Source organism: Pantoea sp. MBLJ3, assembly GCF_000816655.1.
Lineage (GTDB): Bacteria > Pseudomonadota > Gammaproteobacteria > Enterobacterales > Enterobacteriaceae > Pantoea > Pantoea eucalypti.
On record NZ_JSUT01000003.1, the window covers coordinates 397,649 to 418,208 of the forward strand.

The 20,560-nt window shown below is 54.4% G+C and carries 16 protein-coding genes; 12 read left to right on the plus strand and 4 right to left on the minus strand.

Features of this window, described 5'->3' with window-relative positions; genetic code table 11:
* Window positions 1-249 precede the first annotated feature (249 nt).
* Window positions 250-1,953 (minus strand): D-lactate dehydrogenase, encoded by a 1,704-nt coding sequence (gene dld, locus NP77_RS04970; protein WP_003851802.1) that lies wholly within the window; start codon window positions 1,951-1,953, stop codon window positions 250-252.
* A gap of 155 nt (window positions 1,954-2,108) precedes the next feature.
* On the opposite strand from dld, the gene bglX reads away from it, so the two are divergent.
* The 3 genes from bglX (at window position 2,109) to dsdC (ending at window position 6,721) form a co-directional block, all read left to right on the plus strand.
* Window positions 2,109-4,406, plus strand: coding sequence for a beta-glucosidase BglX (gene bglX, locus NP77_RS04975; protein WP_008925070.1), 2,298 nt, complete (start codon window positions 2,109-2,111; stop codon window positions 4,404-4,406).
* 96 nt (window positions 4,407-4,502) lie between these two features.
* A complete protein-coding gene (locus NP77_RS04980) occupies window positions 4,503-5,378 on the plus strand; it encodes an oxygenase MpaB family protein (protein ID WP_008925071.1) in 876 nt (291 codons plus the stop codon).
* A gap of 410 nt (window positions 5,379-5,788) precedes the next feature.
* The gene (gene dsdC / locus NP77_RS04985; protein ID WP_052250631.1) at window positions 5,789-6,721 is read left to right on the plus strand and encodes a DNA-binding transcriptional regulator DsdC; all 933 of its coding nucleotides are present in this window, start codon (window positions 5,789-5,791) and stop codon (window positions 6,719-6,721) included.
* Between the two features lie 307 nt (window positions 6,722-7,028).
* Here dsdC and NP77_RS04995 read toward each other — a convergent pair whose 3' ends face one another.
* Window positions 7,029-7,943: a DMT family transporter gene (locus tag NP77_RS04995; RefSeq protein ID WP_039659237.1), complete on the minus strand. Its 915-nt coding sequence runs from the start codon at window positions 7,941-7,943 to the stop codon at window positions 7,029-7,031.
* Window positions 7,944-8,826: 883 nt separating this feature from the next.
* Here NP77_RS04995 and NP77_RS05005 point away from each other — a divergent pair.
* The 3 genes from NP77_RS05005 (at window position 8,827) to idi (ending at window position 12,711) form a co-directional block, all read left to right on the plus strand.
* Window positions 8,827-9,936: a suppressor of fused domain protein gene (locus NP77_RS05005; RefSeq protein ID WP_039659241.1), complete on the plus strand. Its 1,110-nt coding sequence runs from the start codon at window positions 8,827-8,829 to the stop codon at window positions 9,934-9,936.
* 190 nt (window positions 9,937-10,126) lie between these two features.
* Window positions 10,127-12,022, plus strand: a complete 1,896-nt coding sequence (locus NP77_RS05010) for a methyl-accepting chemotaxis protein (protein WP_039659300.1) — start codon at window positions 10,127-10,129, stop codon at window positions 12,020-12,022.
* A 146-nt stretch (window positions 12,023-12,168) separates the two neighbouring features.
* Window positions 12,169-12,711, plus strand: a complete 543-nt coding sequence (gene idi / locus NP77_RS05015) for an isopentenyl-diphosphate Delta-isomerase (RefSeq protein ID WP_008925075.1) — start codon at window positions 12,169-12,171, stop codon at window positions 12,709-12,711.
* A gap of 158 nt (window positions 12,712-12,869) precedes the next feature.
* Here the strand turns inward: idi and NP77_RS05020 are convergent, their stop codons facing one another.
* Window positions 12,870-14,345: an MFS transporter gene (locus NP77_RS05020; RefSeq protein ID WP_003851786.1), complete on the minus strand. Its 1,476-nt coding sequence runs from the start codon at window positions 14,343-14,345 to the stop codon at window positions 12,870-12,872.
* A gap of 310 nt (window positions 14,346-14,655) precedes the next feature.
* On the opposite strand from NP77_RS05020, the gene NP77_RS05025 reads away from it, so the two are divergent.
* From NP77_RS05025 to NP77_RS05040, 4 genes are read left to right on the plus strand one after another with little or no spacing between them, the layout of a single operon-like run.
* Window positions 14,656-15,567: an ABC transporter substrate-binding protein gene (locus NP77_RS05025; RefSeq protein ID WP_003851785.1), complete on the plus strand. Its 912-nt coding sequence runs from the start codon at window positions 14,656-14,658 to the stop codon at window positions 15,565-15,567.
* A 3-nt stretch (window positions 15,568-15,570) separates the two neighbouring features.
* Complete coding sequence (locus NP77_RS05030; RefSeq protein ID WP_039659242.1) at window positions 15,571-16,746, plus strand: ABC transporter permease; 1,176 nt, start codon at window positions 15,571-15,573, stop codon at window positions 16,744-16,746.
* Window positions 16,739-17,686 carry an ABC transporter ATP-binding protein gene (locus NP77_RS05035; RefSeq protein ID WP_039659244.1) on the plus strand — a complete coding sequence of 316 codons (948 nt, stop codon included), beginning with the start codon at window positions 16,739-16,741 and terminating at the stop codon, window positions 17,684-17,686. The genes NP77_RS05030 and NP77_RS05035 overlap by 8 nt, the downstream gene beginning before the upstream one ends.
* Window positions 17,674-18,405, plus strand: coding sequence for an ABC transporter permease (locus NP77_RS05040; RefSeq protein WP_003851780.1), 732 nt, complete (start codon window positions 17,674-17,676; stop codon window positions 18,403-18,405). The genes NP77_RS05035 and NP77_RS05040 overlap by 13 nt, the downstream gene beginning before the upstream one ends.
* Window positions 18,406-18,581: 176 nt before the next feature.
* Here the strand turns inward: NP77_RS05040 and NP77_RS05045 are convergent, their stop codons facing one another.
* Entirely contained in the window at window positions 18,582-19,316 is a 735-nt protein-coding gene (locus NP77_RS05045) for a MerR family transcriptional regulator (RefSeq protein ID WP_003851779.1), read from the minus strand.
* Between the two features lie 148 nt (window positions 19,317-19,464).
* Here NP77_RS05045 and NP77_RS05050 point away from each other — a divergent pair, with 148 nt between their 5' ends.
* Window positions 19,465-20,028, plus strand: a complete 564-nt coding sequence (locus tag NP77_RS05050; RefSeq protein WP_008925079.1) for an XRE family transcriptional regulator — start codon at window positions 19,465-19,467, stop codon at window positions 20,026-20,028.
* The gene (locus NP77_RS05055) at window positions 20,025-20,543 is read left to right on the plus strand and encodes a GNAT family N-acetyltransferase (RefSeq protein WP_039659247.1); all 519 of its coding nucleotides are present in this window, start codon (window positions 20,025-20,027) and stop codon (window positions 20,541-20,543) included. Before NP77_RS05050 ends, NP77_RS05055 begins: the two co-directional genes overlap by 4 nt.
* Window positions 20,544-20,560 lie beyond the last annotated feature (17 nt).

A 20,560-nucleotide genomic window follows, 5' to 3' on the forward strand; every position in this document is an offset into this window, starting at 1 on the left:
TTGCGCATAACCCAGAGACATAAAATAATGTGGGTTCAATATGGGAGGATGGATTAATTTTTTATTAAAATATTATTAGCAGACAAGGTAAGGGCAATCGGTAATCAGGGAAAGCAGTCAGGCTGGATTAAGTGATGACTATTTCATTAACTGAATAACCAAATAGTCTGCAGGTTTTATGGGGTCTGCTGGTTCGGCTGTTTTGAACGTCAGCCTGCAGAGAAGGGCAGGCTGACAGATAACAGCGAGTTAAACCTGTTTCACCGCCCAGCCTTTTTGCTTGCTGGTTTTGCCAATGCCGGGATTGAAGCTGTTAGTCGGATCGAGCCGGCGATAGAACGCCGCCAGTTGCGGTTTCGCCTGATAGAGATGCCCAACGTTATGTTCAGCGGGATATTCCGCGCCGCGCGCCTGAAGGATCTCCAGCATCTGCGCTTTCAGCGCGTGCACATCGACCCCTTTTCTGACGATGTAATCCTGATGGAAGACATGACAGAAGAAGTGACCATAGTAGAGGCGATGGCTTAAAGATGCGCGAATCTCATCGGGCAGCGTTTCGAACCAGTCCGCATCGTTGCGACGCAGGGCGATATCCAGCGCCAGAATATCCTCGACCTCATCGGCATGCACCGCGTGGTAGCGCACGGCCGCACCTGCCGCCGCGAAGCGATGCAGAAAGGCGTGCGCACCTTCTTTGCCTTCACACTCAAAGAACTCGCCGCCGCCTTCGCGGAAGTAGTCACGCAGGAACTGACGCGCTTCTGCCACGCCGTCGCCCGACATCTTCAGCATCAGATGATGTTCATATTTATCGCGATACTGCTTCATGCGTTTGGGCAGATGCGCCGGAAACAGTTTACTCAGGCGCTGCAGCAGGCGATCGCTGAAGTGCGGTTTAACGAAGGAGAGCTTGTTCAGCCAGGCATCAATCCGCCCCTTCAGCGTGAAAAACAGCGGCATCTTATCGGTGCCCAGCTTGTCGATCATCAGGAAGGTGTCTTTGCCATAGACTTCCGCAATGTCATAGATGTCGCGGTGCATATATTCGCCCGCCACCGGCAAATGAGTAAAATGCGCCAGCATGTGACGGCGGATATCGTTGAGCACAGCGGGTTCGTTAGTGCCGATGTAAAACACCTGCTGCTGCGGTTCAGTGGGGAAGGTATCAAGTCGCACCGCGAAGACCGCCAGTTTCCCGGCACAGCCGGATGCTTCGAACAGACGACGCGCATCAGCGTTGTAACGCGCTGGCGTATCGGCATCAACTTCACGCACCCGGTCTGCATATTCATGATCGGAAGCGTGACGGCCATCGTGCTGCACATCTTTAGGCTGCCAGCGATCGTCATCCAGTCGCCCCAGAATCTCTTCCGGCGACGTTCCCAGATCGATGCCGAGATGGTTAACCAGCTTCAGTCTTCCCTGTGCATCAATCTGAGCAAACAGGGCCATTTCGCTGTAGGCCGGGCCGCGCTTAATCAGCGATCCGCCGGAATTATTGCAGATGCCGCCCAGCACCGAGGCACCAATACAGGAGGAGCCAATCACCGAGTGAGGCTCGCGCCCCAGCGGCTTCAGCGCTTTTTCCAGCTGATAGAGTGTACTGCCGGGGAACGCCAGCACCTGCTGGCCACTGTCAATCAGCTGAAGCTTATCGAGTCGCAGGGTACTGACGATCACCAGCGGGCGATCGTAATCGTCGCCATGCGGCGTTGACCCTTCGGTCAGGCCGGTATTGGCCGCCTGCATCAGGATGATGACATCCGCATTCACCAGCGTTTGCAGTACCCGCCAGAGCTCCAGCAGCGTACCAGGAAACGCCACAGCCAGCGCGTCACCTTCGCCGGAGCGAAAGCCTTTGCGATAGCGGGCGGTCTGTTCAGGTTCTGTCAGCAGATGAGAGGGGCCGACCAGGCGGCGCAGGTCAGAAAGCAGGGCAGAGGTTTGTGTCATGAGCAATTCCCTTGTCTTATCAGTGCGTCCTAACTGTAGCACGTCAACTGACCACAACGCAGTGTGACCCTGACCGCTACCTGCTATTCTCATCTTGTGGCACACTGCCGCCTGTTAATTCGATATTGCGCAGTTACTTAAGAGAACCCAACCTGATGAAATGGATTTGCTCTGTTAGTCTCGCTGTCTCCCTCGCGATGCAACCCGCTTTAGCTGAGACAGTGCAAGGTAACCACCCGATGACCGAACAGGCGCGGGATGCCTTCGTTAACCAACTGCTTAAAAAAATGACGCTGGACGAGAAAATCGGCCAGCTGCGTTTAATCAGCGTCGGACCTGATAATCCGAAAGAAGTGATTCGCGACATGATTCAGAAGAGTCAGGTTGGCGCGATCTTTAATACTGTGACCCGTCAGGATATCCGCGCGATGCAGGATCAGGCGATGCAGCTCAGCCGCCTGAAAATCCCGCTGTTTTTCGCCTACGACGTTATTCATGGCCAGCGCACCATTTTTCCTATTCCTTTAGCCCTGGCGTCGAGCTGGGATCTGGATGCGGTGAAAGAGGTGGGGCGCGTCTCCGCCTATGAAGCGGCCGACGATGGGCTGAATATGACATGGGCACCGATGGTGGATGTCAGCCGCGAACCGCGCTGGGGTCGTGGTTCCGAAGGTTTCGGTGAGGATACGTATCTCACCAGCGAAATGGGTCGCAGCATGGTGCAGTCGATGCAGGGAAAAAGCGCGGCCGATCGCTACAGCGTAATGACCAGCGTGAAGCATTTCGCACTCTATGGCGCAGTGGAAGGGGGACGCGACTACAACACCGTGGACATGAGTCCGCAGCGTATGTTCCAGGACTATCTGCCGCCCTACAAAGCCTCACTGGATGCGGGCAGCGGCGGCGTGATGGTGGCGCTCAACTCCATCAATGGCGTACCGGCCACGGCAGACAGCTGGCTGCTGAAAGATCTGCTGCGTGATAAGTGGAAATTCAAAGGCATCACCATCAGCGATCACGGTGCGATTAAAGAGCTGATCAAACATGGCGTCGCCAGCGATCCGCAGGAAGCGGTGCGCATCGCCCTGAAGTCGGGCGTCGATATGAGCATGAGCGACGAATATTACAGCAAGTATCTGCCTGCGCTGGTGAAGAGCGGCGACGTTACCATGGCTGAAATTGATGATGCGGCACGGCATGTGCTTAACGTCAAATATGACATGGGCCTGTTTAACGATCCCTACAGCCATTTAGGTCCGAAAGAGAGTGACCCGCAGGATACCAATGCGGAAAGCCGTCTGCATCGGGCTGAAGCGCGCGACGTCGCGCGTAAAAGCATCGTGTTGCTGAAAAACCGTCTGGAAACGCTGCCGCTGAAAAAATCGGGCACCATTGCCCTGATTGGTCCGCTGGCAGACAGTCAGCGCGACATTATGGGCAGCTGGTCTGCGGCGGGCGTGGCGAAGCAATCCGTTTCGCTGCTGCAGGGCATGCGCAATGCCACCGAAGGCAAAGCGACGCTGCTGTATGAGAAGGGCGCGAACGTCACCGACAACAAAGGGATTCAGGACTTCCTGAACCTCTATGAGCAGGCTGTTTCTGTTGATACGCGTTCACCGCAACAGATGATTGATGACGCGGTCGCTAAAGCGAAGCAGGCCGATGTGGTGGTCGCCGCCGTGGGTGAAGCGCAGGGTATGGCGCACGAAGCCTCCAGCCGCAGCGATCTGGTGATCCCGCCGAGCCAGCAGAAGCTGTTAGCCGCGCTCAAAGCTACCGGTAAGCCGCTGGTGATTGTACTGATGAACGGCCGCCCGCTGTCGATAGTGAACGAAGATCGCATGGCTGATGCCGTGCTGGAAACCTGGTTCAGTGGCACCGAAGGTGGCAACGCCATCGCCGATGTGCTGTTCGGTGACTATAACCCATCGGGCAAACTGCCGGTCTCCTTCCCGCGTTCAGTGGGTCAGATTCCGATTTACTACAACCATCTGCCAACTGGCCGGCCTTACAACTTTGCGAAGCCGAACAAGTACACCTCGCACTACTATGATGCGGTTAACGGCCCGCTCTATCCGTTTGGTTACGGCCTGAGCTATACCACGTTCACCGTGTCGCCGGTAAAAATGTCTTCACCGACCATGCCGCGTAATGGCAGCATTAAGGCCAGCGTAACGGTAACTAACAGCGGTAAGCGTGATGGTGCGACGGTGGTCCAGATGTATCTGAACGATCCGGTCGCCTCTATCAGCCGTCCGGTGCAGGAGCTGCGTGGTTTCAAACGCATCATGCTGAAAGCAGGCGAGTCGCAAACCGTGACCTTTAAGATCGACGTCGATGCGCTTAAATTCTGGAACCAGCAGATGCAGCATGTTGCCGAGCCAGGCAAATTCAACGTGATGATTGGACTCGATTCCGTGCGTACTCAGGATGCGCAGTTCAACTACCAATAACCGTCAGCCTTTCCCCTGAATGCAGGGGAAGGTGATGCGGCGCGTCGTGAGCGTCCTGCTATCACGCGTCGCATCATATCCACTATCAGAGCCGCTATGATTAATCTGCGTGACCGCATTCAGCAGCAGGTCTTCCGCCTTAATGGTCTGTCGATGAATGAATTTGACCTCTCTCAACCGCCAGGCGATCCCGGCCTGTATGGCCCGGACAGCGTGATCTGGCGCGTCCACGGTGATTTCACCTCCATGATGTGCGGCGGGATCAGCGCGCTGCTGTTGCAGATGCTGCATCCAGCGGCGCTGGCGGGCGTCTGGGATCACTCCAATTTCCGCGAAGATATGATGGGCCGCCTGCGGCGCACCAGTCAGTTTATCGCCGTGACCACCTACGGGAATTCGCAGGATGCCCGGACGCTGATTGAGCGGGTGAAACGCATTCATCTGAAAGTCAGCGGCGTCGACAGCGAAGGCAAACCTTATGCCGCCAGCGATCCACATCTGCTGACCTGGGTGCATGTGGCGGAGACCAGCCGTTTTCTGGCGGCCCATCTGCGCTATAAAAATCCGCAGCTCAGCCGCGCCGAACAGGATCAGTACTATCAGGAAGCGGCGCAGATTGCCGAGGCGCTGGGCGCGGAGAAGGTGCCGAAAAGCGTTGTTGATGTGGCGGATTACCTGCAACAGATGCGAGCAGAGCTGCGCTTTGATGAGCGTACCGCCGAAGTGACGCGATTGCTGATGAACGCCCCTGCACCGAGCTGGCAGGCGAAACCAGTGATGAAGATCATGCTGAAATCAGGCTTCGGGCTAATGCCAGCCTGGGCGCAGGCGATGTCCGGTAGAGAAATCGGCCGCTTTGAGCAGGCGATCATTGACCAGAAGATTAATGCCATCGCGTTGGGGTTGAGATGGTCGATTCAGCGCGGAGCGTGGTATCGGGCAATGGTGCGGATGGGGAGAGATCCGCACTGAGGTGACTGGTATCTTTTTTACTCGTTTTTAAGTAAGTCAGATGGTTAAGTTTTACCAGCATAACGACGCGGGTTCAGTGCTTTAAAAGTAACCCTACAGGCGCTTTTATGGCTTCCCGCAGAACCGAAAACGTCACGCGAGAGCAAGCAGCGTTTCCTGAAGCTATGACCACGAAAAAGCAGGTTATGCTCTGACGTTTATAGTCTGTTCAGGCTTCTGCATGTCTTACACTGATAATCTTTTGTACAGCAGTTTCAACAATTGATCGTTCCGGGCCAGCCATAAAGCTTACAGGCTGAGACAGATTATGGCTGTTTCTCCAGGCCTGGTTTCCAGCAAAGGAAAAGTTGGGCATATCCGTGAGCGGTTATAATAAGTATTTTCTTTTGACTAACGACTCTGGGGGAAAAGTGTTTTCTGACAGCAAGAACATTCCGATACTTAATTCTCTGACCGGCTATCAGCTCTCCCGCTTGCATACTTTTGAGTGCGTTGCACGGCGATTATCATTTGCGCTTGCTGCCGAGGAGTTATTCGTTAGCCCAAGCGCGGTGAGCCATCGTATCAGCCAGCTTGAAAAAGAACTGGGTTTCAGCTTGTTTTACAGGCTCCATCGTAAAATAGCTCTCACGCCTGAAGGAGAACGGATGCAATGGGCACTAAAAAATTCTTTTAATCTTTTAAATCAAGAGGTTAATTACATAAGGAATAGCGGGCTTACAGGTGATCTGACTGTTTATTCACATCCGTCTATCGTTCAGTGCCTTCTTCTTCCTCATCTTAATAAGTTTATAGAACAGAATCCTGCCGTTCAGCTGAAGATTCTGACCGGACTTGAAGCTATTAATCTGGCTAATCGGGGAGTAGACCTGGCAATATACTTCGGAAAACCTTCGTTTTCTGAAAGCTATACAGAAGAGATCTTCATGAAAGAAGCCATAACGCCGGTCTGTACTCCGCGGTATGCCAGAAATCATGGTCTTTATAACAATCCCGAAAAACTGTCAGATTGTATCTTTCTGCACGATCGTTTTAACTCAGGTGAAAATGAATGGGCAAATTGGACAAGTTTTTTTCAGCTGGATATTGATACTGATCTAAAAGGAATATCCTTTGACCGTTCTGATTTGGCTCTGATTGCAGCTTCCCGGCATCTTGGTATTGCGATGGGAAGAATTAATCTTGTCCAGGAATGGACGGAAAGAGGAGAATTAATTTTTCCTTTCCCGGGCATGCTGATGCCCGTAGAGCACTGTTACTTCAACTTCATAATATCCGACAGGCAGTGGCCAAAAATCATGGCTTTTAAGCGATTCCTGAGTTGTCTGCCTGATGTATATTAATATTTTTTTTTAGCCCAGGTGTCGGGGCTATACCAGGAAATAAGATTGCACCTGAAGATTTTTCCATGTTTAAAATAATCGATATGTGACCTGGTTTCGTTCCATGCTATTGCTGTATCGTCGCCAAATCGAAGTATCTCAATACGTTGATTTTTTGCAAGACTAAACCATTTTCTATTTCTCATGATTTCAAAGCTGGCATTGTCACTCAATGTGATGAGAGGCGCACCGTGAGAGTAATTTGTTACCTGAATCATAATGTTATTACCTCCAGTGCAGTTTATATTATAACTTAAAATATCGTAATTCATTCTACTGACTTATTTTTTGAATGCTGTTGATGCGTTTTTACTGTAATAAAAAGCAGGCCAATAATAAGCAGCACTGTGCCAGCAATAAAGTTGGCCTGAACTTTTTCATGCAATATTATTATGCCCGAAAGTATTCCGAAAAAAGGTGTCATAAATGTCAACATTGAAAGTGAGGCTACCTGATAATTTCGCAGCAGGCTGAACCACACAAGATAACTGATTACTGAAACAATTAATGTCTGGAATATCAGGCTTCCATATGCCACTGTACCTGGCTTGAAATGATAACCATCATTAAAGAGCGATATGGTCATTAGAATGATAAATGCACCTGAAAGCTGATACAGCAGGGTCTGTTTGGCTGAGCACACAGAAAGTGGCGTTGTACGTATAACTACGGTAGTGCATCCCCAGGCCAGGCCAGCAAGTAGTCCGCACAAATCGCCATAATTAATGCTGTCAAAGCCAGCATGAGCGACTGTATTGATCATGCTTACCACCAGCCCAAAAAATGCAATCATCACACCAAACCACTGTCGGGCAGTAAGTTTTTCTTCGGCAGAAAAAATATGCAAGCCTACAGCCGAATAGAGTGGAGCAGTATAAAGAAGTACCGCCATATGCGATGCGCTGGAGTAGCGTAGTCCTTCAGAAAGAAAAAAAAATTCCAGCGCAAAGAGGACTCCTGCACAAACGCCTGCGAAGAGTGTTATTTTCTCCATTGAAAATTTTTCTCCTTTAATCTTTGCATAAACGTATATTACTAATGCCGCGAGACCGGATCGCATAGCAATCTGCAGAGTGAGTGAAACCTCTTTTTCGGCAGCCTTGATTGCAACCTGCTGTAGTCCCCATACAAAGCAGATGAGCGTCATGATCATGATCGCTTTGCTGTTTAAACGTAAACGCATAATATTTTCTTTAACTCCAGGCTATAGACGATATCAGGCGTGTCCGGATATCATAATTCGTTTGTATGAACGAAAAATTGTGAGTTTTTTATTTTTAGCGCTGATTCATGATGGTGCGTTATATTTTTAACATCTTTCCGGTATGGATATTCGCGTTTCTTTTTCCGCTTTCGGGTTATTTCATTTTTCCTGCAGTGTTACGGGGGAATAGGGTAATTGTTAATGGTATTATTATTGAAAATATTAGCGTTCAGGATGCGCAGAATGACATTCTGCAATACAGGTCGGGGATTGCAAAACTACTATAATCAGATGTGCCGGATTCAACCTTCCGCTTTGGTTACATGGATTTAGTTCGATAGGGATATTTAACGTTTTTTTGCCTTAAGCTTCAAATGATATATATCATGCTTTACATGATATGAATTCATCTCAAGGGTAATATCATTTCTTTGAGGATTTCCGAGCTATTTGAAAAAAGGATGCAGTTAGCCACAGCTGATTTTTTATGATTGATATTTGCTCAGTTTCTGCATAGGAACATCAGGCAGTCGGATTTACGCATAGGGCCGGTCATTATCGATGCAAACAGACGCTATTCTTTTAGAAAGCCCTGTATGGTTTTATGATTAGCATGAGGCGATGATCGTCTCATCCTGTGTTAAAACCTTAGTCTTTTTTTAAATCGCATCGCTCTGGAATTTCACACTGTTTATCCGGGTCGTGTAAAAGTGTTTTTGTTACAAGAATCCTTCATCAGCTCCTCGCTCTACATCATCCTGAGATGCACTTTGAGACTATTACCCTTGTCTCATATCGCCGTAGCCAGGATCCTGCTCTATTCTCGGGGAAAATGGATTCCTCCAGGCTTTGTCGAGGCACTATGACGTACAAATCCCTGATTGCTGAAGTCCACAATCAGCAGCGCACACTGACCGCGATTGTCGAACAGGATGAGCGCACTGCCTATTTTTACATCTGGCCAACCGACCTGTTCCGCAGTCAGTATGCTGTGCGCGGCTGCTGGCTAAGAAATCTGCTGTCTGCACCGGCGCAGGAAGATCGCGAGGCAATGGAGCAGGGCATAGCGCCGCTGCTCAGCGCAGAGTATTGCCGTAATCTGGAAGCGGAACCCGCACTGGACCCGGCCGGTCTGCAGATCCTGTGGGAGCCTTCTGATGATGGTGCAGCACTGTGGTATTACGGCCAGCTGCTGGCTGTCATCCCTGGCTGGAGCCTTTATCAGGAAAAGCAGGTGAGCTTCTCTGCGGGCTGCATTAAAAAGAACCGGCTGACGGCTCCGCTGGGGTCGGCATCGACCAATGACTACTATGCCCGTGCGGAGCATCAGCGTCAGTTCTGGCGTGAATGGCACGACGGCAGCGAGTGGGATAAGGTCCAGCAGGATCTCATGGCCTGCTATCAGGCACGCTTCGGGGAGTCGGTGAAATATTACGCGATTGATCAGGGTAGCTGGCCGCCAATGGCAATCTCGCAGCACTGGCATCAGGGCGTCTGGTATTTCCTGACGCTTGGCATGAGTATCCGGCCCATGCCGCAGGTCGATTATCTGTTTGATGAGCTGGCACCGCAGTATCGACGTATCGAACTGGGTATGGCGGTTGACGGTGAAATCATGACGGAAGGCAATGCGGTGCAGATGGCCAGCGCATTGGCGGAATTTGTACATCTGCCCTGGGCGCGTCTCACCTGGCTGGGCGAGGGCCATACGCTGGCGTCAGAAGTGGCACCGGTCGGCTTTGAAAGCTTCCTGCTGGCGAATGAACTGGCAACCGAAAAAGGGCAGTTCACGCTGCCCAAGCGTGATGGCGATCGCCCGACGCTGCTCTGGACAACGCCGATTACTGAAGCGGAGCGGCAGTTCGCGCAGGCCGATGAACACGGCGGCCAGAAGTTACGGGAGTTGTTAACAGCAGACGGTAACGATCACGTTTTCCGTCCACGCCAGCAGGTGGTCGATTCGCCAGAGTAGCTCAGCAATGACGCGCCTGTAGACACTTTCCCCGGCGGCTGTCGGGGAGGTGATAGTCCCGGAGTGAAATTAAATTTCACATAAATCATACATTTCTTAAATATGTGATCCCGCCCATCTCAAGTTCCCCTTAAGCGAGCCGTTAACCCGAATAAGGCAATCGCGCCGTACCAGGGGCAGGGGCATGAAGATGTTCAAAACAACACAATCCCGCTTTACCGCAACAATGATCGCATTCTTTGTTGCGCTTTTACTCGTTACAGTCTGGGTGATTAATCAGTTCGTCGCACCACAGCTCGTCGACAGCGAAAGCCGTCTGGTTCGCTATCAGGTTGATTCACTGGCCTCTGGCATCGTTGAACAGATGAACCGCGTGCAGGCTCAGCAGCGTGCGATTACCGAAGCGGCCTCCGTTATGGACAGCGCGACTATCGACACCCTGTTACCGACGCTGGTAAACCAGTATCAGGACAGCAATGTGTTTGGTGGCGGTATCTGGCCACTGCCAAACCGTCGTGATCCGGCCAAAGAGAAAGACAGCAGCTTCTTTGCCCGTAATGCCAGCAATGAACTGCAGGTCAATACCTACTGGAACTCCGACGCCGCCGACAAATACTGGGAGCAACCCTGGTATAAAGATGGCATGGCTGCTGCAAAAGGGCAGTGTGCCTGGGCTAAAGCCTATCAGGATGCCGCCAGTCCGCAGCCGCGTACTAACTGTGCTATGGCCATCTACAAAAATGGCACGGCCTGGGGTGTTGCCACTATCGACGTCACGCTGGGGTTCTTTAATCAGCTGGCGAAGCAGATGGGTGAAACCATTCATGGCAACGTGCTGATTGTTGAAGCCGACGGCAAAGTCGTGGGCAATGGCGCGCTGGTCAATGCCGCACCGAAGCTGGAGAACCTGGCTGAAGTGCAGATGCCGATGGCAGCACCGCTTAAAGCGCTGCTGAACGGTGTTGGCAGCCAGCCGCTGGAAACCACCTATGACAGTAGCGAAGGCGAGCAGACCCTGTTCGTTCAGGCGATTCCCGGCAGCCCGTGGTATCTCGCCAGTAGTCTGCCGACCAGCCTGCTGAAAGCGCAGTCGCATAACATGCTGACCCGACTGGGCCTGGTGCAGATTCCTCTGGCGGTAATCCTGCTGCTGGTGTCGCTGGGATTTGTCCGCGCCATGATGAAACGTCTTAACGTGCTGAACAGCAACATTGAAGCGCTCTCGACGGGTGGCGCCGATCTGACCCAGCGTCTGCCAGCCAGCAACAGCCCGGAGTTCAACGCCGTTGCGCAGAGCTTTAACCAGTTCATCAGCTATCTGCAGGGCCTGCTCCAGCAGGTGGGTGACAGCGCGCTGGCGATCACCGCCGCGTCGCGGGAAATTGCCAGCGGCAACGCCAATCTCTCGTCCCGTACTGAAGATCAGGCCAGCTCGATTGTCGAAACGGCTGCGTCGATGGAACAGCTGACCGGCACCGTCCGTCAGAATGCCGACAACGCGACGCATGCTAACCAGCTGGCGGCCGATGCCTCACAGGTAGCCGCGCGTGGCACCGAAGTGGTCCGTCAGGTGGTCACCACCATGGGTGAGATTCATCACTCGTCCCGTAAAGTGGTCGATATCATCAGCGTAATCGACAGCATCGCATTCCAGACCAATATCCTGGCGCTGAACGCCGCAGTCGAAGCTGCACGTGCCGGTGAACAGGGTCGTGGGTTTGCGGTCGTGGCATCGGAAGTGCGTAACCTGGCACAGCGTTCAGCTAACTCGGCACGAGAGATTAAAAAGTTAATCGAAGAGTCAGTGGCGAACATTGATACCGGCAGCGCGCTGGTGGAACAGGCGGGTCAGACCATGGATGAGCTCATGCAGGGCGTGAGCAGTGTGACCACCCTGATGAGCGAAATCATGTCAGCCAGCCGTGAGCAGAGCATGGGTATCGAACAGGTCAACGTGGCAATTACCCAGCTGGATGGCACCACACAGCAGAACGCCGTGCTGGTGGAGCAGGTTTCCGCTGCCGCGCAGGCGATGGAATCACAGAGTACCCAGCTTGAGCGGGTTGTTCAGAGCTTCCGACTGTAATTCTCTTCCAGGCCAGCCTTGCTGGCCTGATTTCCCCTCTGCTTCATCCGCTTATCTCTGACGGACCTGGGTAAAAAATCCGCGATGATCCGCCCAAACTGCGCATTCTGTGCCAGAATAGTTGGGAATAATCTCAAGGAAACGCCATGTCTGCTATTGAAGTTATCCTCGTTGACCACCTCGATCGTCCCACCGGCAAAATGGAAAAGCTGGAAGTGCATGAAAAAGGATTGCTGCACCGCGCGGTGACGGTCTACATCTTCAATTCCCGGCAGGAGCTGTTATTGCAGCGGCGCGCCAGCGATAAGTATCATTGTGGTGGTTTATGGAGTAACACCTGTTGTGGCCATCCTTATCCCCATGAATCGACCCGCGACGCCGCCGAGCGCCGTCTGCGTGAAGAGATGGGTATGACAGTGGCACTGACGCCGGTGTTTGAACTGAGCTATAACCTGAAGCTGAGCAATGGCCTGACAGAGCATGAATATGGTCATGTCTTTTTTGCGATCTGTGACAGCCTGCCGCAGCTTAATCCTCAGGAAGCGGATGCCTTTGATTATCGTCCGATGGCGATGATCGAGCAGCAGATGCAGCAGCAGCCACAGCAGTTCACGCCGTGGTTTTTGCATACCTTCCCGCGTATCCCGGATTATCTGGAGCAGTTTCCATTTCCGGCTGTCACGGCATAAAAAAACCGCACTAAGGTGCGGTCAGACGGTTTGAAATTCACAGCGATGGGCGCAAACGTCCATCGCAAAGCATCGCGGGCCAGGGATGGCGTCTTTTGCATCTTTGCAGAGGACGTTTGTTCCCTGAGCCTGCGTGCGCGCCACGCCTGGAATGTTGTTTAACGCGGCAGCTCAAAATCCTCCGCATCCACATCATAGCCCGACGGCTCCCAGCGGATGGCCAGCAGCGCCAGAAGACCGGCCAGCGGCGCCAGGAAGATCACCCAGAACACGCCAGTGCCCAGCGCCGCGACCAGCACCGGAAACAGAAACAGCGAAACGGTTGAACTGCCGCGCATCAGTGTCTGGTTGAAGCCCACGCCCACGCCGCGCAGTGAAGTGGGATAGCTGAGTGAGGCAAACGTCATGGTGTGCGAGCCAGGCCCGAATCCCTGACCAAACAGGAACAACGCCAGCATGGCGATAGCCATTGCTGCCTCCTGACCGCCTTCCGGGCGACCAATCAGCGCCAGCCCAAGCAGCGCCACACACTGACAGCCATATCCCGCCACTGACATCTTCCACGCACCCAGACGCGGCACCAGTCGCACCGCCAGAATCCCGCCAACAAAGGCAAACAGCAGATTCAGTGCCAGCGACACCAGAATGGTGGTGAGCATCGACTGAGCAAAGAAGCTGGAGATAATCACCGGCAGTCCAAACGCCACAGCGTTATAGGCAAACGACGAGGCGATAGAGGTAATGGTCGCCAGCAGCGTACGGCGGCGATAGACGCCCTGCAGCAGCGCACCATAGTTACGCCAGCTTGCCTTACGCACCGGCGTGGCAGCGGTCAGTGCGGCGTCGGACGCGACCTGAGCGTTGATATTCCACGCACTGCGTAAAATCGCCGCGGCCCCTTTCAGGTCGCCCTGATTAGCTGCCCACACCGGGGATTCGCTCATGTAACGGCTGCGGATAGCGATGATGACAATCGCCGGAACGGCGCCAAAACCGAGGATCAGCCGCCAGAGCCAGTCGGTGTGACTTTCGGGCAACACCGCATAGAGCAGCAGCACCAGCAGATAAGAGATGCTGATTGCTGCGTACCAGGTCGGACACCACATCGCCACGCTGGCCGCTTTATTCCCCTTACCGCGCAGCTTTGAAAACTCCGCCAGAAAGGCCATCGCCACCGGCAGATCGATCCCGACGCCCAGCCCCATTACGAAGCGCGCGCCAGCCAGCACATATTCATTGGGCGCAAATGCACAGGCGATAGCCGCCACCACGAAAAAGAACATATCGGCCATGAAGACCCGATAACGGCCAATTTTGTCGGTGAGATAGCCGCCAATCAGCGCGCCGATAATCGCCCCGAAGGTAATGGCCGAGGCGACCATGCCGGTGCCGGCTGGGGTGAGATTAAACTCGCGTGTGATGTCTTTGATGCCAAAGGCCAGCGCACCCAGGTCGTAGGCGTCGAGAAAAACGCCTCCCAGCGCAATCGCCACCACAATGCGGGCATTATTACGGGCGCTGTCGCCGCTGTTGACTAATCGGGAGACGTCAGCTGCGCTACGAATCCACTGTGTTTCGCCACCGGGCGAACTCCCTGCTGTTGCCACATGGGCGGAAGAAGTCAGATCGGACATGATGTTATGTATCTTTTATTTTAAACAGATTACCGAGGATAGCCGTTTAGACGCCCAGACGTAAATTCATTTCAGTTATATAAGATAATATTATAATCCCAAATCGTTATTAATTTTCGATAAAGTCCGCTGCATCACCGCTATGCCAGGCTACGCTTTTAAAGCAGATAATTTATCGCTGCACGCCTTGCCAGCAACACTCTCAGCGGCAGGAGAGCAGCCTGCACCCTCAGGCGCATGACGCCTTGTAAGTCATCACGCACTCACGAAACACAAAAACAACACGCGAAAATGCGATAAGGAAAAGGCCATGGTCAGAGTTCGGGGTTGGATGGGCGTCAGCGCGTTGCTGCTTAGCATGGGGATGGCACACGCGGCCGATCCTGTGCGGGTCGGCTCAAAAATTGATACCGAAGGATCGCTGCTGGGCAATGTGATTCTTCAGGTGCTGGAAAAGCATGGGGTAAAAACTGTCAATAAAATCCAGCTCGGCACGACCCAGGTCGTCCGTGGCGCCATTACGGCGGGCGAACTCGACATCTACCCGGAATACACCGGCAACGGCGCATTCTTCTTTAACGATGAAAAAGACAGTGCCTGGAAAAATGCCGGCGCAGGCTACGAAAAGGTGAAGAAACTGGATGCGGAGAAAAACCATCTGGTGTGGCTGACACCGGCTCCGGCCAACAACACCTGGACCATCGCCGTGCGTAAGGACCTGGCGGAGAAGAACCAGCTTACCTCGCTGGCCGATCTCAGCGCTTTCCTGAAAAAAGGAGGCACCTTCAAACTGGCGGCCTCAGCCGAATTTATCGAACGCAGCGATGCCTTACCGGCCTTTGAAAAAGCTTATGGCTTCGACCTTAAGCAGGATCAGCTGTTGTCTCTGGCGGGTGGCGATACCGCTGTCACCATCAGCGCGGCAGCACAGCAGACGTCGGGCGTGAACGCGGCGATGGCCTATGGCACTGACGGTCCGGTGGCGGCACTGGGCCTGCAGACGCTCAGCGATCCTAAAGGCGTACAGCCGATCTATGCGCCGACGCCGGTGATCCGCGAATCGGTGCTGAAAGCCTACCCACAGATTGCCGACTGGCTGAAGCCGGTCTTCAGCGCGCTTGATGAGAAGACGCTGCAACAGCTCAATGCGAAAATCGCGGTCGACGGTCAGGATGCGAGCAGCGTAGCGACTGAGTGGCTGCAGCAGAAAAAGCTGCTGTAACCGATGCTGATAGCGCGGGACGCGATACGCCGCCCGGCTCAGCAGCCGGTAGCATTGTTGCTGCTGACGCTGTTGAGTCTGGCGCTGGTGACCTTGCCGTTTCTTAACTTCGCTCCTAACCGGCTGGTGGCGGGTGAACCGCTGATGAGCTGGCAGGTCAGCAGCGCCGGGCTGTTACTGCTGCCGCTGATGATGCTGTGGTTGCTGCTGTGGCGTCTGCCTGGGCGTACTACGCTGATTCTGGCGCTGCTGGCGGCAGAGCTGCTGCTGGCCGCCATGCTCTGGCTCAGCGGTCATCAGGCGACACTACTCAGTCAGCAGGGCAGCCGTCTGGCGCGAACCAGCTTTGCCAGTGGCTTATGGTGCAGCGGTGCACTCATTCTGCTGCTGATTACCGATCAGGTGCGTCAACTCACTTCCCATCGGCTCGCTCAGATGCTGCTCAATCTGCAGGTCTGGCTGTTGCCGCTGTTGCTGCTGTTCAGCGGCCAGCTCAGCGATCTCTCCCTGCTGAAAGAGTATGCCAACCGTCACGCGGTGTTTGATGCGGCACTGAGCCGTCATCTCACTCTGCTGGTGGGTACGGTACTGCCAGCCTTAATATTTGCACTGCCGCTGGGCGTCACGCTTTTCCGGAGACCCGACTGGCAAGGCAGTGTGTTTGGCGTCCTTAATGTTATTCAGACAGTGCCGTCAGTGGCGCTGTTTGGTCTGTTAATTGCGCCACTGGCCGGGCTGGCGCAGCATTTTCCGTGGCTCAGTGACTGGGGCATTAGCGGCATCGGTATGGCTCCAGCCTTGATCGCGCTGGTGCTCTACGCCCTGTTGCCGCTGGTGCGCAGCGTGGTGGTGGGCTTACAGCAGGTGCCGCAGGAGGTGCGCGAAAGCGCGCGCGGCACGGGCATGAGTGGCTGGCAGCAGTTTGTCGCGGTGGATGTACCGCTAGCGCTACCGGTCTGGCTGGCGGGCCTGCGGGTCGTCGTGGTACAGACGCTGGGCATGGCGGTGGTGGCGGCATTAATTGGCGCGGGCGGCTTTGGCGCGATTATTTTCCAGGGGCTGTTAAGCAGCGCGCTTGATTTGGTATTGCTCGGGGTGATCCCGGTGATTGCGCTGGCGGTCGTCATCGATGCGCTGTTTCGCCTGCTGATCTCACTGCTGGAGAGAGAAGATGATTGAGTTTGATCGCGTTTCCCGCGCGTTTAACGGCAAGGCGGCGGTGAAAGATCTGTCGCTGCAGGTGGCAAAAGGGGAGTTCTGTGTACTGCTCGGCACTTCCGGCTCCGGCAAATCGACCACCCTGAAGATGATTAACCGGCTGGTGGAGTATGACAGTGGTGAAATCCGCTTTGCCGGTGAGTCGATTCGTCAGCTCGATGCTCGCTCGCTCAGGCAACGCATGGGCTATGCTATTCAGTCGATAGGGCTGTTTCCACACTGGACGGTGCGAAAGAATATTGCCACGGTGCCGGTGCTGCTGGGCTGGTCCAGAGCAAAGATCAACGAACGCATCACGACGCTGCTGGCGCTGCTCAATCTCGACGAGCACCTGCTGAATCGTTATCCGCATCAGCTCTCAGGCGGTCAGCAGCAACGTGTCGGCGTGGCGCGTGCGCTGGCGGCTGATCCGGAGGTCCTGCTGATGGATGAGCCGTTTGGTGCGCTTGATCCGGTGACGCGCGGCGTGCTGCAACAGGAGATGCTGCGTATTCATCGCCTGTCGGGGCGAACCATCGTGCTGGTGACGCATGATATCGACGAAGCACTGACGCTGGCGGACCGCATCGTGCTAATGGATAACGGTGAGATTGTTCAGCAGGGCAGGCCGGTTGAGTTGCTGACCCAGCCGAAAAATGATTTTGTGCGCGACTTCTTTGGCCGCAGCGAAATGGGCGTACGGCTCTTGTCGCTGGAGCAGGTGGGTAATGCCGTGCGACGCGGCGAGTGGCTGGCGGGTGAACCGATTGCTGCAGGGCTGACGCTGCGCGACGCCCTGTCGCAGTTTATTGCACGGGGCACAGACAGACTCCCGGTCATTGACGATCAGGAGCAGCCGCTGGGCGTGCTCTACTTTGGCGACCTTCTGCGACAGCGCGAGGCATTAACATGCGCAGGCTAAGGGATCCGCTGTTGTGGCTGGTACTGCTCTATGGCGCGCTGCTGACGCTCATGCCTTTGAGTGGGCCGCTGTTCCATCTCTGGTTTCCGGAGCTGGCCCGGCCACTCTATCAACAGGAGAGTTTCTGGCAGTTGACGCTGGCGCATCTGTTTCTGGTGATCACCGCCAGCCTGCTGGCGATCGTCATCGGCATTGGCAGTGGCGTGCTGGTAACCCGGCGGGCAGGGCGTGCGTTCCGGCCGCTGATAGAAACTATCGTGGCAGCGGGCCAGACTATTCCGCCGGTAGCCGTGCTGGCCATTGCGGTGCCGGTGATGGGCTTTGGTGCCTGGCCTGCCGTGGTGGCATTGCTGCTCTACGGTTTACTGCCGATTTTACAGGGAACCCTGGCGGGCATTGATAGCGTACCGTCCAGCAGCCGGGAGATCGCTATTGGCGTAGGCATGAGCAACTGGCAGCGGCTGTGGCAGATTGAGCTGGCGCTGGCTGCGCCAGTGATCATTGCCGGGATACGCACTTCGGTGATCATCAACATCGGTACCGCGGCCATCGCCTCAACGGTCGGGGCAAAGAGTCTCGGGTCGCCAGTGATTATCGGCCTAAGCGGCTTTAATACAGCCTACGTGATTCAGGGAGCGCTACTGGTGGCGCTGCTGGCGATAGTGAGCGACCGCCTCTTTGAGCGCCTGCAACGTCGGCTTAGCGTGAGTGAACGATGAGAGAGTATCCCACCAGCATGAGACCGCTGGTGCCGCCAACCGCCATAATAAAAAACAGCGTGGCGAAAAAGGCTTTTTTGACATTCATGACGGAAACCTGAACTTGTTAACAGTGAGGCGGGGATAATAGCGCGCGCAAGGCAGCAGGCAAAGCGCCCGGCGTGCGTTTTTTGTTATCAGCCGGGTTCATGTAACCGCACGGCATAGCCCTGTTCCTGCCAGTGTGACAGCTGTTCCTGCTGGCGACGGGTTAATTTTTTACCGGTAAATACAAACATATTCATGCCAGGAAAAAGTTCAGGACGCGGGACATCAAGCGGTTCAGCCAGCACATCAATCCGCCAGCCATGCTGTGAAAGACGCCAGCCTTCCAGCCAGATACGGGTACGATCGTCGGTACCCCAGCCAATGATCAGCGCATCTTTTCCCGATTTTTTGCGGCTGCCGGTCAGACAGAAAGCGACATAGTCGATCAGCAAACCATCCAGCAGGCTGCACATGGTTCGGGCAGTATTCTGGTCCAGACTCAGTTTCTGGCGTACAGGCATGAAAACGTGATCAATTAGCGCATCAATCGGATGTTCGCGACCAATCGCAGCAATTTTGTTACGCAGTTTAGCGGGTCTGACATGACGTAATACGCTGATTAGCTCATCCTGCAGTGTGGTCCAGCCATCGTGTGCATCAACATCGCCACCTTCCAGCAATGCCTTTACTTTACCGACCGGCACGCCGCTTTCAATCCAGCGCATGATCTCTTCAATACGCTGCACATCCTCTTCATCAAACTGACGATGTCCGCCTTCGGTACGTTGCGGCTTCAGTAAGCCATAACGACGCTGCCAGGCGCGCAGGGTAACTGGGTTTATGCCACAGCGCTCGGCGACGTCACCGATACTGTATAAGGTCATAAATTCCTCTTTCGATTGGTCTGAGTGTAATTACCATAACGAAGCAAACTAAGTTGTACAATACATTTCTCAATGTACAACTTGACTGATACGGCCCTTTTCAGCTATATCTCATTTGAGAGAATATTTCCCATAAGTGAGAAAAGTAATGTCTGAGCTGAATACTGAGCAACGACTGGCTGTGAGGCTGTCAGAGTTACGCCTGCAACGCGGCTGGTCGCTGGATGAACTTGCGGTGGCCACGGGCATCAGTCGTGCGACATTATCGCGCATTGAGCGAGGCGAGACCAGCCCTACTGCTGCACTGCTTAACCGTCTGTGTGTCGCCTACGGATTAACGATGTCACGCCTGCTGAGTGAGGTGGAGGAGGAGTCCAGTTTGCTGGTCACCAGCCAGCATCAGCCGGTGTGGCAGGATGAGGCCAGCGGATTTATTCGCCGCAATATATCCCCTCCTGCACTTCATTTCAGATGCGAACTGGTTGAGGGCAGGTTACGGCCTGGGGCGCGTATCGATTACGATGCACCACCCATCCAGGGACTGGAGCAGCATATCTGGCTGCGTGAGGGCGGTCTCACCGTCACGATGGGATCTCAGGCGTGGACGTTGCAGCCAGGTGACTGTTTACGTTTTCATCTGACAGGAAAATCGGCTTTTGAGGCGCACCTGACCGACGGCGCGCGCTATTTACTGGTGGTGGCGAAACCATGATTGAGTACGTAACCCTCAGCGCCACCCAGGCGCAACAGAATCTGGCCGAACTGACCCATGTTTTACAGGGCTGTGTGGCAGATGGGGCCAGCGTCGGGTTTATTGATGCTGAAGACAGTGAGTTGATGACGCGATTCTGGCAGCAGCGAATCATCAGCATCACAGGCGGCGACAGCGAGTTAATCGTGGCGCGTCAACAGGGTCGCATTGTGGCGACGGTGATGATCACTAGCAGCGGCATGCCAAACGGCCGCCACCGGGCGGAGATCAGCAAACTGCTGGTGCATCCGCAGGCACGCCGACAGGGCATCGCCCGTGAACTGATGCAGCGCGCCGAGCAGCGGGCGCGCGAGCGCGTCAAAACCCTGCTGGTGCTGGATACGCGCAGCGGCGATGTCGCCAGCGATCTCTATCGCTCGCTGGGCTGGCAGGTAGCGGGATCGATCCCGTTTTATGCGGAATCCACCGCAGGCGTGCTGGACGCCACCACCGTAATGTACAAAGTGCTGGCGTAAATCACCGCCGCCGGGCA

Bases quoted from the DNA above. Each gene is read 5' to 3' on its own strand.
- dld (WP_003851802.1), bottom strand. From the start codon at position 1,953: ATGACACAAACCTCTGCCCTGCTTTCTGACCTGCGCCGCCTGGTCGGC.
- bglX (WP_008925070.1), top strand. From the start codon at position 2,109: ATGAAATGGATTTGCTCTGTTAGTCTCGCTGTCTCCCTCGCGATGCAA.
- NP77_RS04980 (WP_008925071.1), top strand. From the start codon at position 4,503: ATGATTAATCTGCGTGACCGCATTCAGCAGCAGGTCTTCCGCCTTAAT.
- NP77_RS04995 (WP_039659237.1), bottom strand. From the start codon at position 7,943: ATGCGTTTACGTTTAAACAGCAAAGCGATCATGATCATGACGCTCATC.
- NP77_RS05005 (WP_039659241.1), top strand. From the start codon at position 8,827: ATGACGTACAAATCCCTGATTGCTGAAGTCCACAATCAGCAGCGCACA.
- NP77_RS05010 (WP_039659300.1), top strand. From the start codon at position 10,127: ATGTTCAAAACAACACAATCCCGCTTTACCGCAACAATGATCGCATTC.
- idi (WP_008925075.1), top strand. From the start codon at position 12,169: ATGTCTGCTATTGAAGTTATCCTCGTTGACCACCTCGATCGTCCCACC.
- NP77_RS05020 (WP_003851786.1), bottom strand. From the start codon at position 14,345: ATGTCCGATCTGACTTCTTCCGCCCATGTGGCAACAGCAGGGAGTTCG.
- NP77_RS05025 (WP_003851785.1), top strand. From the start codon at position 14,656: ATGGTCAGAGTTCGGGGTTGGATGGGCGTCAGCGCGTTGCTGCTTAGC.
- NP77_RS05030 (WP_039659242.1), top strand. From the start codon at position 15,571: ATGCTGATAGCGCGGGACGCGATACGCCGCCCGGCTCAGCAGCCGGTA.
- NP77_RS05035 (WP_039659244.1), top strand. From the start codon at position 16,739: ATGATTGAGTTTGATCGCGTTTCCCGCGCGTTTAACGGCAAGGCGGCG.
- NP77_RS05040 (WP_003851780.1), top strand. From the start codon at position 17,674: ATGCGCAGGCTAAGGGATCCGCTGTTGTGGCTGGTACTGCTCTATGGC.
- NP77_RS05045 (WP_003851779.1), bottom strand. From the start codon at position 19,316: ATGACCTTATACAGTATCGGTGACGTCGCCGAGCGCTGTGGCATAAAC.
- NP77_RS05050 (WP_008925079.1), top strand. From the start codon at position 19,465: ATGTCTGAGCTGAATACTGAGCAACGACTGGCTGTGAGGCTGTCAGAG.
- NP77_RS05055 (WP_039659247.1), top strand. From the start codon at position 20,025: ATGATTGAGTACGTAACCCTCAGCGCCACCCAGGCGCAACAGAATCTG.